This window comes from Cryobacterium aureum (assembly GCF_002954245.1).
Taxonomy (GTDB): domain Bacteria; phylum Actinomycetota; class Actinomycetes; order Actinomycetales; family Microbacteriaceae; genus Cryobacterium; species Cryobacterium aureum.
The window spans coordinates 135,164-147,135 of the sequence record NZ_PPTG01000035.1; the positions used below are offsets into that span (position 1 = coordinate 135,164).

Annotated in this window: 11 protein-coding genes; 8 read left to right on the forward strand and 3 right to left on the reverse strand. The window is 65.7% G+C overall.

Annotated elements, in window-relative coordinates; translation table 11 throughout:
- The first annotated feature begins 25 nt into the window (after positions 1–25).
- Entirely contained in the window at positions 26–373 is a 348-nt protein-coding gene (locus CJ028_RS13855; protein ID WP_105035811.1) for a DUF485 domain-containing protein, read from the forward strand.
- Complete coding sequence (locus tag CJ028_RS13860; RefSeq protein ID WP_105035812.1) at positions 370–1,986, forward strand: monocarboxylic acid transporter; 1,617 nt, start codon at positions 370–372, stop codon at positions 1,984–1,986. Before CJ028_RS13855 ends, CJ028_RS13860 begins: the two co-directional genes overlap by 4 nt.
- Positions 1,987–2,368: 382 nt before the next feature.
- Here CJ028_RS13860 and CJ028_RS13865 read toward each other — a convergent pair whose 3' ends face one another.
- A complete protein-coding gene (locus CJ028_RS13865; RefSeq protein WP_105035813.1) occupies positions 2,369–3,151 on the reverse strand; it encodes an SDR family NAD(P)-dependent oxidoreductase in 783 nt (260 codons plus the stop codon).
- Positions 3,152–3,180: 29 nt separating this feature from the next.
- Here CJ028_RS13865 and CJ028_RS13870 point away from each other — a divergent pair, with 29 nt between their 5' ends.
- The 6 genes from CJ028_RS13870 (at position 3,181) to CJ028_RS13895 (ending at position 10,307) form a co-directional block, all read left to right on the forward strand.
- The gene (locus CJ028_RS13870) at positions 3,181–4,308 is read left to right on the forward strand and encodes an acyltransferase family protein (protein ID WP_105035814.1); all 1,128 of its coding nucleotides are present in this window, start codon (positions 3,181–3,183) and stop codon (positions 4,306–4,308) included.
- 113 nt (positions 4,309–4,421) lie between these two features.
- Complete coding sequence (locus CJ028_RS13875) at positions 4,422–5,753, forward strand: bifunctional o-acetylhomoserine/o-acetylserine sulfhydrylase (RefSeq protein ID WP_105035815.1); 1,332 nt, start codon at positions 4,422–4,424, stop codon at positions 5,751–5,753.
- A gap of 71 nt (positions 5,754–5,824) precedes the next feature.
- Positions 5,825–7,027, forward strand: coding sequence for a homoserine O-acetyltransferase MetX (gene metX, locus CJ028_RS13880; protein ID WP_105035816.1), 1,203 nt, complete (start codon positions 5,825–5,827; stop codon positions 7,025–7,027).
- A gap of 71 nt (positions 7,028–7,098) precedes the next feature.
- Entirely contained in the window at positions 7,099–8,268 is a 1,170-nt protein-coding gene (locus tag CJ028_RS13885) for a sensor histidine kinase (RefSeq protein WP_105035817.1), read from the forward strand.
- The gene (locus tag CJ028_RS13890) at positions 8,265–9,602 is read left to right on the forward strand and encodes a US12 family protein (protein WP_105035818.1); all 1,338 of its coding nucleotides are present in this window, start codon (positions 8,265–8,267) and stop codon (positions 9,600–9,602) included. Before CJ028_RS13885 ends, CJ028_RS13890 begins: the two co-directional genes overlap by 4 nt.
- A 48-nt stretch (positions 9,603–9,650) precedes the next feature.
- The gene (locus tag CJ028_RS13895) at positions 9,651–10,307 is read left to right on the forward strand and encodes a response regulator transcription factor (protein ID WP_092111590.1); all 657 of its coding nucleotides are present in this window, start codon (positions 9,651–9,653) and stop codon (positions 10,305–10,307) included.
- A gap of 12 nt (positions 10,308–10,319) precedes the next feature.
- Here the strand turns inward: CJ028_RS13895 and CJ028_RS13900 are convergent, their stop codons facing one another.
- Together CJ028_RS13900 and CJ028_RS13905 are read right to left on the reverse strand one after the other, a co-directional pair.
- On the reverse strand, positions 10,320–11,597 hold the full coding sequence (locus tag CJ028_RS13900; RefSeq protein ID WP_105035819.1) for an MFS transporter: 1,278 nt from the start codon (positions 11,595–11,597) through the stop codon (positions 10,320–10,322).
- 38 nt (positions 11,598–11,635) lie between these two features.
- Positions 11,636–11,938 carry a thiamine-binding protein gene (locus CJ028_RS13905; RefSeq protein ID WP_105035820.1) on the reverse strand — a complete coding sequence of 101 codons (303 nt, stop codon included), beginning with the start codon at positions 11,936–11,938 and terminating at the stop codon, positions 11,636–11,638.
- Between the last annotated feature and the right edge of the window lie 34 nt (positions 11,939–11,972).

Here is an 11,972-nt window from a genome sequence, read left to right on the forward strand (position 1 = left end):
TCCGTCCCTGAGGCAAGGAGGCCCCATGAGTGAAGCAGTGAAAGACGCCCCACCGAAGTCCATTATCGATTACGAGGCGTTCGAGAAGACCCCCCGTTTTCTCGAGTTGAAGCGCACCCGCAATAAGTTCGTCGTCCCCATGGCCATCTTCTTCTTCGTCTGGTACATCGCCTACGTGCTCGCGGCAGCGTACCTGCACGAGTTCATGGCTACGCCCGTCTTCGGCAGCATCAACATCGGACTTCTCCTCGGCCTCGGCCAGTTCGTCACGACCTTTGCCATCACCATGACGTATGTGACCTTCGCCAACCGCAAGATCGACCCCCGCACCGAAGAACTTCGCCTTGAACTCGAGCGGATGGAACAGCGATGAGCGCACTGCACCTTCTGGCCACCACAGTCAAATCGGTTGAAAACAACCCGGTCCTGAATATCTCCATCTTTCTGGCCTTCGTGGCGGTCACGCTGATCATCGTGATCCGCTCCGGCCGCAACAACAAGTCCGCCGCGGACTACTACACCGGTGGGCGCTCATTCACCGGGCCGCAGAACGGATTCGCCATCGCCGGCGACTACCTGTCAGCGGCGTCGTTCCTCGGCATCGTCGGCGCGATCGCCGTCAGTGGTTATGACGGGTTCATGTACTCGATCGGATTCCTCGTCGCCTGGCTCGTGGCCCTGCTGCTCGTTGCGGAGCTCATGCGCAACACCGGCAAGTTCACCATGGCCGACGTGCTCTCCTTCCGGTTGAAGCAGGGGCCAGTGCGAGTGGCAGCGGCAACGACCACGCTGGCCGTCTGCTTCTTCTACCTGCTCGCCCAGATGGCGGGAGCCGGCGGACTCGTCTCGCTGCTCCTCGGCATCAACGACAAGCTCGGCCAGTCCATCGTGGTCACCGTCGTCGGCGCCCTGATGATCGTCTACGTACTGGTCGGCGGCATGAAGGGCACCACCTGGGTGCAGATCGTCAAGGCGTTCCTGCTCATCATCGGTGCCTTCGCCATGACCATCTGGGTACTGGCGATCAACGGCTTCAGCCTGTCGAACCTGCTCGACAGCGCCGTCGCCATCTCCGCCTCCGGCGCCGACATCCTGGCTCCTGGCCTGAAGTACGGCACCAACCCGCTCGACTTCATCTCGCTCGCCCTCGCCCTGGTTCTCGGAACCGCCGGCCTGCCGCACGTGCTCATGCGTTTCTACACGGTTCCGACCGCCAAGGAAGCTCGCCGCTCGGTGGTCTGGGCCATCTGGCTCATCGGCGCGTTCTACATCTTCACGCTGGTGCTCGGCTTCGGCGCCGCATCGCTCGTGGGTGCTGACACCGTGCTCGCCGCTCCCGGCGGAGTGAACTCGGCAGCCCCGCTGCTCGCGCTCGCCCTCGGCGGTCCGCTGCTGCTCGGCTTCATCTCGGCCATCGCCTTCGCGACCATCCTGGCCGTGGTGGCCGGCATCACCATCACGGCAGCGACCAGCTTCGCGCACGACATCTACGGCTCCGTCATCAAGAAGGGCAAGGGAAACCCCGACGACGAGGTCAAGGTTGCTCGTCGAACCGTGGTCGTGATCGGCATCCTCGCCATCGCTGGTGGTATCGGTGTGCAAGGACAGAACATCGCCTTCCTGGTAGCCCTGGCCTTCGCCGTCGCGGCGAGCGCCAACCTGCCGACCATTCTCTACTCTCTGTTCTGGCGCCGTTTCACCACCCGGGGCGCGGTCTGGAGCATGTACGGCGGACTCGGCTCGGCCGTGCTACTGATCGTCTTTTCGCCGGTGTTCTCCGGTACAGATACCTCCATGTTCGGTGCCGACGTGAACTTCGCGTTCTTCCCGCTGAGCAACCCCGGCATCATTTCGATCCCGCTCGGATTCTTCCTGGGCTGGCTCGGATCGGTCACCAGCACAGTGAAGGAGAGCCCGAAGCTCGCCGCCGAAATGTCGGTGCGTTCACTCACCGGTCACGGTGCCGAAAAGGCCGTCGAGCACTAACCCTCGCGGTACAACGAACGGGCCGGCCAGGATTCACATCCTGTCCGGCCCGTTTTCCGTACCGGCGATCTACGATCCGGCTCAGGCTGGTTGAGGGCGATCCCGACCAACGCGATCAGCGGATGCGCAGAGTCCGTCCCGCAGGTAGGTTCTGGTACGTAGTGCCGGTAGATTTTGCGACACGCCGTGTTTCGAGCATGGGGAGCCCGGCGTGTCGGAATTCAACCGGTTTTACGTACAGCCACCCGGGCCGTCTTGGGGAAGCGGCGGCGACGGGTTTTCCGCGGGGTGGCGAGTTTTGAGCGAGGAGCGGATGACCCGCCGACGCCGCGGGCCGCGCTGACAAGCTGCGGCCGCGCCGAGAAGCCCGCAGGCCGCAGGCTTACTCCTCGCGCACCTTCAGCTCGCCACGGGCGATGCGGGTCGGAGCCGCCTGGGCGACCGGCTTGATCACAATCAGGTCGAGGTTCACGTGCGCGGGGCGCTCAACGCTCGACACGATTGTCTCCGCGATGTCCTCAGCCGAGAGCGGATCGGGCACGTTGTCGTAGGCCGCGAACGCCTTCTCGGCGTCGCCGTCAAAGCGAACCAGGCCGAACTCATCCGTTTTGACCATGCCCGGTGCGATCTCGATCACTCGAATCGGCTCGCCGGAGAGTTCAAGGCGCAGCACCTCCGTCATTGCGTGCGCGGCGAACTTGGCCGCGTTGTACCCGCCTCCACCGAGGTAGGCCACGTGTCCGGCAATCGACGTCACTGTCACGATGTCGGCCGACCCGGCACCGGAGTCGATGCCGGCGCGCAGCAGCGGCAGGATTGCCGTGGTGACCCGCTTGACGGCGAGCACGTTGATCTCGAACATCCAGGCCCAGTCGGCGATACTGCCGGCCTCGACGGTGTCGAGTCCCTTGGCACCGCCGGCATTGTTAACCAGGGCGTGCACCGGGCCGGTCTGGGCGAGATAGTCGCGCAGGGCGTCGACATCCGCTTGCACCGTCAGGTCGGCGGTGAAGACATCCGCACCCGTTTGCGCTTGCAGCGTAGCGAGACGGTCGGCACGCCGAGCGACCCCCACCACATCCCAGCCATGCTCCCGGAACAACCGAACGGTCGCCGCTCCAATTCCCGAACTTGCCCCGGTCACCACAACTCTTCGAGTACTCATTTCTCCATTGTGGCGGGAGAATGGATTCAATGAGCTACGTACCGATGAACTCAGTTGGCACCGCCATCACTTCTCCGCGACGTCGTGTACCCCTCTGGGACAACGCGCGCTGGATCGCGATCACTCTCATGGTGATCGGCCACGCCATTCTGAAACTCATTGGCGAAGCGGATGTCGCCTACACGCTCTACCTGTTCATCTACGCCTTCCACGTTCCGGTTTTCGTGGCGGTGAGCGGCTATTTCGCCAAGTCGGGACCGCCGGACGGGCGGCAGATGCATCGGCTGCTCACGGACATCATTTTTCCCTATTTCATCTTTGAGACGCTCTGGACGGGTCTGCGCTGGATTCTCGGCGGCAAGCTGGATGCCGACAAATTACTGCCTGATTACTCCACCGCCAGTTGGACCCTGTGGTTTCTGCTCGCACTGCTGGTCTGGCGCATCGCGCTGCCCTACCTCGTGCTGCTGCGCTACCCGCTCACGATCGCGATCTTGATCTCGATCGGGGCCGGCTACCTGACGAATATCGACGGCACCTTCACGCTGGCCCGCACCCTCGGATTGCTGCCGTTCTTCGTGTTCGGCTGGAAGCTACGCCAGTGGCTACTGACCGACACCTGGCTCGAGCTCTCCGCCGGCCTGATCTGGCGCTGGCGGGCCGGCGCGATCGGCCTGTTCGCCCTGCTCTACCTGCTGATCGGGCTCAACATCGATACCCTCCGCACCCTGCAGGTGCGCCGCTTTCTGCTCTATGACGAGTCGTACGCTACGTTCGACTATTCCGAATTCTGGGCCGGCGGCATCCGCTTGGCGGTCATGGTGCTCGCTTTCGCGCTGATCGTGGCGTTCCTCATGCTGATCCCGCGCCGCACGACCTGGTTCACCGCCCTCGGCGCAGCCACGATGTACATCTACCTGCTGCACACCTTCGTGCTGTACCCGCTGCGCGAGTCCGGTCTGCTCGACGGGCCCCAGCCGTGGTGGGTGTTGCCCGGCATGATCGTGCTCAGCGTCGCCATCTCGATCGTGCTGTCGCTGCCCATTGTGCGGCGGCTGGCTCGGCCCCTGGTCGAGCCTCGGGCACGCTGGCTGTTCCGGCCTGCCGCTGCGACGCCGACCGGCACGATCGTGTTGCCGCACCGCGATCGCAACTAGCAGCTGGCCGAACATGACGTTGTGTTTCGCCCGCTCTTGCACGGCCATTCGGGCCTCTTTATGCTCGGGGCCAGAGCGCTGGAGAGTCCGCGCTGAATGACCCGGAGGCTATCGTGACCGACAATTCTTCATCGTGGAAGTTTGAGACCAAGCAGGTTCATTCCGGCGCTCGGCCCGACCCGGTCACCAACGCGCGGGCGACCCCGATTTACCAGACCACGTCGTACGTGTTCAACAGCGCCGAGCACGCCCAGAACCTGTTCGCCCTGGCCGAATTCGGCAACATCTACACCCGCATCCAGAACCCCACCCAGGCGGTCGTCGAAGAGCGCGTCGCCGCGCTCGAGGGCGGAACCGCGGCGCTGCTGCTGTCTTCCGGCCAATCGGCATCAACTTTTGCGGTATTGAACATCGCCCAGGCCGGCGACCACATCGTGTCGTCGAGCTCGATCTACGGCGGCACCTACAACCTGTTCAAGTACACCCTGGCCAAGCTCGGCATCGAGGTTACCTTCGTCGAAGACCAGGATGACGCGGCCGAATGGCAGCGCGCGGTGCGCCCGAACACCAAGCTGTTCTTCGCCGAAACCATCGGCAACCCGCGCATCAACGTTCTCGACATTTCCCTGGTAGCGGATATCGCCCACGCCGCTGGCATTCCCCTGATCGTCGACAACACCATCGCCACCCCGTACCTGATTCGCCCGTTCGAGCACGGAGCCGACATCATCGTGCACTCGGCGACGAAATTTCTCGGCGGCCACGGCACCATCATCGGTGGCGTGCTCGTCGACGGCGGCAAGTTCGAGTGGTCGAAGAACGTGGAGAAGTTCCCGGGCCTGACCGAACCCGACCCGTCGTATCACGGCGCGAGCTACACCACCGCGGTCGGCGACGGCATCGCCTACGTCATCAAGGCCCGCGTGCAATTGCTGCGCGACCTCGGCAGCGCCATCGCCCCGGCCAGCGCCTGGCAGCTCATCCAGGGCATTGAGACGCTCAGCCTGCGCATCGAACGCCACGTGCAGAACGCTCAGGACATCGCCGAGTGGCTCGACACCCACGACGACATCGCCTCGGTGAACTACGCCGGACTGCCGTCGAGCCCCTGGTATGCCAACGCCAACAAGTACGCGCCGCTTGGCGTCGGAGCAGTGCTCTCGTTCGAACTCAAGGGCGGTGTCGAAGCCGGCCGCTCCCTGGTCGACAACCTGAGCCTGTTCAGCCACCTCGCCAACATCGGCGACGTGCGTTCCCTGGTGATTCACCCGGCCTCGACCACGCACTCCCAGCTCACTCCGGAGCAGCAGCTCACGGCCGGCGTCACGCCCGGCCTGGTGCGGCTCTCGGTGGGCATCGAGAATGTCGCCGACCTCAAGGCCGACCTCGAGGCCGGTCTGACCGCCGCCCGCGCCGTCGTCAAGCGCGACCGCGCCGACGCCTAAAGGCAATCGAGCCCGGGCGTACGACGTAACATGCGCCCGGGCGGTTCATTCGACCGGCAGAATGGACCTGTATGGAATGGCAATCGTCAGCAGACACGGTCCCGTCGAGCTTCATCACCGAAGCTCAGGCGCGCTCGGTACTTGGCAAGCCTCCGGCGACCGGAGCCTGGCGCGACGGTGACGCGGTCGGCCACCGCCAGTTTCAAAACCTCGGCCCGCTCAGCTTCGAAGCCGGCGGCAGCCTGCCGGCGGCCCGCCTCGCCTACGAAACCTGGGGTGCCCTCAGCCCGGCCGCTGACAACGCCGTGCTCGTGCTGCACGCCCTCACCGGCGACAGCCACGTGGCCGGCGCGCCCGGCCCCGGCCAGGAAACCGGCGGCTGGTGGGACGGCATCGTCGGCCCAGGCCTCGCCATTGACACCGATATCTGGTTCGTCGTCGCCCCGAACATGCTCGGGGGCTGCCAGGGCAGCACCGGGCCGGCCTCGCTCGCGCCCGACGCGCTGGAGTGGGGCATCCGCTTTCCCTATCTCACCATTCGCGACCAGGTCAGCGCCCAGCGCGTGTTCAGCGACCGGCTCGGCATCGACCGCTGGGCGGCCGTCATCGGCGGTTCCATGGGCGGCATGCACGCCCTCGAATGGGCCATCGAAACCCCCCAGCGCGTCGCGCGCCTGATCATTCTGGCCGCGCCACCCATTACCACCGCCGACCAGATCGCGCTCAACTCGGTGCAGATCGAGGCCATTCGCACCGACCCGGCCTTTCGCGCCGGCGACTACTACGACGAAGCGGATGGCGACGGCCCGACCCGCGGCCTCGCCCTGGCCCGCAGAATGGCCCTGCTCAACTACCGCAGCCCGGCCGAGCTGAACGCCCGTTTCGACCGGGGCTGGCAGAGCGGCATCAGTCCGCTCGGCGCCAACGGCCGCTTCGCGGTTGAGTCGTACCTTGACTTTCACGGCAATAAATTCACCCGACGATTCGACGCGAACAGCTACATCGTGCTGGTCGAAGCCATGAACTCGCACGATGTCGGTCGCGGTCGCGGCGGCGTCGAGGCCGCCCTCGGCCGGATCAGCGCCCGATCGGTCGTCGTCGGAATTGACAGCGACCGCCTCTTTCCGGTCGATGGCCAGCACACCATCGCCGCACATCTGACCAACAATATTGATGGACCCACCGCGGTCGTGCTGGAATCCGGCTATGGTCACGATGGTTTCCTCATTGAGAACGAGGCAATCGGCGCCCAGATCCGTCGGGTGCTGCACTAGGGTGAGCCCGTCCGTGCGCCGCCCGGTATGGTGCTGATAGAACACGTTCATCTCCAACCGGACAGGCCCCCATGCAACGCATCCTCAAGGAGCGCGACCGTCTCCTGCGCAGAGCGGTGCAGGCGGCCGGGCTCGTGGGTTCGGCAACGACGCTGGCCTGCCTGCTGGTGCCCGGCGGGGTGGAGGCCGGGGCACGCCTGTGGTGCACCGTGCTCGTGCTGTCTCTAGGCGCGGGCCAGTACCTGCTCGGCAGCACCGGGGCGCTGCGCTGGGCCGTTCTGATCGTGCTCAGCGGGGAAGCTATCATTCTCATCGTTGGCTTCGCCAGCCATTCCGGCGCTCCCCTGAACCTCATCGAGGAGAGCGTCATCGGCATGGTCTCCACCGCGCCCATGTGCGCGGTCGCGGCCGTGCTGCTGACAAGCCCCCGCCGGGTGCTGCTGCTCATCTCGTGTTTCGCACTCACCATCTCGAGTGTGGCCGTCGTGACCGTCGATGCGCCCGACCGCGCCGTGCTTGTGGTGCTGACCGTGAGCATGTGGCTGGCGTTCACACTCGCCGCCTGGTGGATCGCGCAGAGCGTGCCCCGGGTAATGCACCGCATCGCCGCGATCGGTCGCGCTCACCGGGCGGAGCGATACGCGAGCGAGCTGGAGGCGCAGCGTCGCCAGGACGCCCGACTGCTGCACGACACGGTGCTCGCCACGCTCACCCTGCTGGCCCACTCGGGCGTGGGGGTGAGCCCGATCGCCCTGCAGAAGCAGGCCGGTGACGACGCTCGACTGCTGCGCCAGCTGCGCCTCGGCGGTCTGCCGACGCCGCGTCGTTCCGGGGTTTACAGCCTGGAACCGGCGTCCGTGCTCACCCTCGGAGACACCCTCGACGCGGTGCGCCAACGTTTTGAGCGCATGGGACTCACGGTCAACTGGCACGGCAGCGGGCAGGTACAGCTCTCCAGCAACGTGCTCGATTCCTTTCTGCTGGCTCTCTCTGAGTGCCTTGAAAACGTGCGCCGTCATTCCGGTGTCGACCACGCCGACGTGACCATAACGGATGACGCCAGCACCGTTCGCGCGATGGTCACCGATACCGGGGTCGGCTTCGACCTCGGCCAGGTGGGGTCGGAGCGGCTCGGCGTCGCCGAATCGGTGATTGCCCGGCTTCGGGATGTCGGCGGCAACGCCCGCCTGTTTTCCTCACCCGGCGCCGGAACCACGGTGGTGCTGGAAGTTCCCAAGTGAGCCCGTTCAACGACACCGCCCCCATCTCCACCCACCCGCGGGCCCGCGGTGTGGGTTCGCGTCTGCTCGGCGGATCCTCCGAGCGCAGCTGGCCACCGGCATCCGCTGCGCATCGCACCAGCGCTGACCTGTTACCGCTGCGGTTTCCCCGCACGCTCCTGCGCGGCAACGGCCGCATCACCGTCTTTCGGTCGGACCAGAACGGTTTGGGCGCCCGCCACCTCGGTATCGGCATGAGCATCAGCGGAGCCTTCATCGCGGTGTTCCTGCTCGCGCGGCTGTTCATCGAGAGGGACCCGGCACACGTACCGGTGCTGAGCATTCTGGCCTGGGTCATTCTGCTGACCACCGCGGTGGCCGTTCACCTCGCGGTGCACAAACTGGCCTCCCGACTGCCGCTCTGGCTGTTCCTGGGGGCGCTGGGCGCTTGCGCGGTCGTGGTGGCGCTTGATCTGGCCGGATCCTGGGGGGCGGCCGGCGCGGCAGACTTCCCGACCGCGGCGCCCGCCGTCGGCGCATTTCTGCTGTCGATCGTGACCCTGCGAGAGACCGGCGACATCACCATGGCCACCGTTGCCCTCGGTCTGGCGATGAGCGCGGCGACACTGTTTGAAACGCGCACGGACCTGCTCACCCTCGGCCCCGACATCCTCTCCATTGCCCTCGCGGTCGCACCATCGCTGGTCGGTGCGAGCATCGTGCAGGCGTTTCGGCGCATGGTGCAGCGCGAACTCGACCTCGTTCTGGTGCAGAGCACGGTCTCCCAGCCGCGATTCGCGGTGGGGATGCTGGCTTCGGAGCAGTTGGCACGGCTCGACCTCGACGCCGAGACCCTGCTTGACGATGTGGCCCAGGGCCGCACCGCACTGCCGCTGGCGCCGTCGACGGCGACCACGGCGGCCTCTCTGGCCACCCAACTGCGCTTGCACCTCATCGAGGGACGCACCGAAACCTGGCTGCACCACGCCGTCACCGAGAGCGAATTTCTCGGTCCGGTGGTTGCGCTCAGCGATCCGGCCGGCCTGGCCGGCCTGCTTTCGCCGCCGCAACGCGATGGGCTGCTGCTGACAATCTGGCTGCTGATCGGGGATACTGCGCGGTCGGGGGCATCCGTTTCGCTGCGCCTTGGACCGATCGCCCCCACACATGGGGCTGGTCCGCACCGAAAGGTGCGTTTTCCCGTTGAATTGACCACAACGGGGGTGGCCAGGCGGCGTGTCGATCCAGAAACTTGGCAGGCAATTAGGGCCATTGGACCCCATGTGGATTCGAATCGCGCCGGTAGTCTGAGGGTAGATATCGAGTGCAGCGTGGACAATCCGGCGGATGCCTAATATGGGTCAGTTTGACGCTAGGGTGCACTTAGTAGGAGGAGGCAGAAAATGACGACAACAGACCGTCCCATCCGGTTAGCCCTGGTTGATGACCACAGGATGCTCTTGGGGGCCCTCACCGAGTGGATCCGCAGCGCCGCTGATGACATCGAGATGGTGGCCGCGGTGACCACCTGGCCCGAGCTGCTGACGCACCCAGAGTTTCCGGTGGATGTCGTGCTGCTCGACCTCGATCTCAAAGACAACATTCCGGTGTCCCTGAAGATCTCCACGCTCAAGACGACCGGCGTGAAGACGGTGCTCATGAGCACCTATTCCGAACCGGCCCTCGTGCGAGAAGCCCTCGCGGCGGGCGCGCTCGGCTACCTCGTGAAGAGCGAGGAAGCGAGCATGATCGTCGACGCCATTCGAGCCGCCTACAACGGCAAGTCGTACATCTCGGCGGAGCTCGACTATGCGCTCAACTCCACCGAGAACGTCGAAGGCCCGCGGCTCAGCGCGCAGGAACGCCGGGTCATGGCGCTCTATGGCGCCGGTGAGCCGGTGAAGGCCGTCGCCTATCAGCTCGGCATCTCCGAGGAGACCGCCAAAAGCTACCTCAAGCGCATTCGCGAGAAGTACCGCCTGGCCGGGTACGACGTGGGAACCAAGGTCGCGCTGCGCAAGCGCGCCATCCATGACGGCATCCTGCTGCAGACCGACTGATCGTTCGTTGCATTAACGCTGGCGCACGACCGGGATCAGTTGCGTGCCGTATGGCACGTGGTGGCCGCGCCGGCGACGCCGGCGGTCGATGCTGAAGGTGAGCAGGGTCAGCAGCACGCCGAGCGCGCTGAGCGCCACGCCAATCCAGACCGGGGCCAGATAGCCGAGCCCCGCGGCGATAGCCACACCACCGAGGGCTGCGCCCAGCGCATTGCCCACGTTGAGTGACGAGTGATTGAGCGCCGCCGCGAGCGACTGGCTTTCGTGCGCCACATCCATCAGCCGGGCCTGAATGGTCGGCGACAAAGCGGATGCCGCAGCCCCCACCAGGAACATCCCCACCAGCAGCCCTGCCAAGAACTGCGCCGACAAGCCGAGTGTGACGAGCGCGATAATGAGCACGCCAAACGAGACGTACATGGTGCGGCGCACGCTCCAGTCGGCCAGCGCTCCCCCGGCGAAGTTGCCGACCGTCATGCCGAGGCCGACCACCACCAGAATGAGCGGCACCGAGGCGGCGGCGAGCCCGGTGATTTCGATCACGAGCGGGGCGACGTAGGTGTACACGGCGAACAAACCGCCGAAGCCGATCGCACCGATCGACAGGGTGATCCAGACCTGAAGTTTGCCGAACGCCCGTAGTTCTGCCCGCATGGTCGCTTTCGGGTTGCCGGACTGGAACGGCACGAACACGGCGACGGCCACGAAGGTGAGCGCGAAAATAGCGGCGACGACGAGGTAAGCAACGCGCCATCCGCTCATCTGGCCGATCCAGGTGATCGTCGGCACCCCGATGACGTTGGAGATGGTCAGGCCGCTGAGCACGATCGCGATGCCACGGGCCCGCTTGCCCGGGCCCATCAGGTGGGCGGCAACGAGCGAGGCGATGCCGAAGTAGGCGCCGTGCGGCAGCCCGGCGACAAACCGGGCGGCGAGCACGGTCTCAAAGGTCGGCAGCAGGGCCGAGGCGATGGTGCCGAGGGTGAACGCGGTCAGCAGCGCGAGCAGCAACTGCTTGCGCGGCCAGCGGGCGGCCGCTGCGGCGATCGTCGGCGCGCCGACGACGACTCCGAGGGCATAGGCCGAGATGAGCCAGCCGGCCTGCGCGTTGGCGGCATCCGGTGCGCTCGCATAGAGTCCCGGCAGCAGGTCGGCGGCGAGGCTCGGCAGCAGACCCATGGCGACGAATTCGGTCGCGCCGATGCCGAATCCGCCCAGGGCAAGGGCGAGCAGGGCAAGACGAATACGGGTCGACGACAGCTGCGTCGACCCGTCAGGAGTGAGGGGCATGTATCAAGCCTAAGCCCGAGCCTGCCCGCACGTGAGAGCTACTCGACGAGGGCGGCCTCGAGGCGCTCGAGCTTGCCGGTGAGTTCCCCGGTGTGGCCGGGGCGGATGTCCGCCTTCAGTACCAGGGACACGCGCGGCCCGAAGGCGCCCACCGCTTCGGTTGCGGCCTTGATCACGGTGAAGACTTCGTCCCAGTCGCCCTCGATGGTGGTGAACATCGAGTCGGTGTGGTTGGGCAGGCCGGATTCGCGAACAACCCGCACCGCGGCGGCGACCGCGTCGTGCACGGATCCCTGCGAGTCGGCGGCGACGGATGGTGCGACAGAGAATGCTACGAGCATTGGTGACTCCTTCGGTGTGATGATCTGACTGGAA

What these genes read in the sequence shown, in the direction of transcription:
- CJ028_RS13855 (WP_105035811.1), top strand. Translation starts at nt 26, where the DNA reads ATGAGTGAAGCAGTGAAAGACGCCCCACCGAAGTCCATTATCGATTAC.
- CJ028_RS13860 (WP_105035812.1), top strand. Translation starts at nt 370, where the DNA reads ATGAGCGCACTGCACCTTCTGGCCACCACAGTCAAATCGGTTGAAAAC.
- CJ028_RS13865 (WP_105035813.1), bottom strand. Translation starts at nt 3,151, where the DNA reads ATGAGTACTCGAAGAGTTGTGGTGACCGGGGCAAGTTCGGGAATTGGA.
- CJ028_RS13870 (WP_105035814.1), top strand. Translation starts at nt 3,181, where the DNA reads ATGAGCTACGTACCGATGAACTCAGTTGGCACCGCCATCACTTCTCCG.
- metX (WP_105035816.1), top strand. Translation starts at nt 5,825, where the DNA reads ATGGAATGGCAATCGTCAGCAGACACGGTCCCGTCGAGCTTCATCACC.
- CJ028_RS13885 (WP_105035817.1), top strand. Translation starts at nt 7,099, where the DNA reads ATGCAACGCATCCTCAAGGAGCGCGACCGTCTCCTGCGCAGAGCGGTG.
- CJ028_RS13895 (WP_092111590.1), top strand. Translation starts at nt 9,651, where the DNA reads ATGACGACAACAGACCGTCCCATCCGGTTAGCCCTGGTTGATGACCAC.
- CJ028_RS13900 (WP_105035819.1), bottom strand. Translation starts at nt 11,597, where the DNA reads ATGCCCCTCACTCCTGACGGGTCGACGCAGCTGTCGTCGACCCGTATT.
- CJ028_RS13905 (WP_105035820.1), bottom strand. Translation starts at nt 11,938, where the DNA reads ATGCTCGTAGCATTCTCTGTCGCACCATCCGTCGCCGCCGACTCGCAG.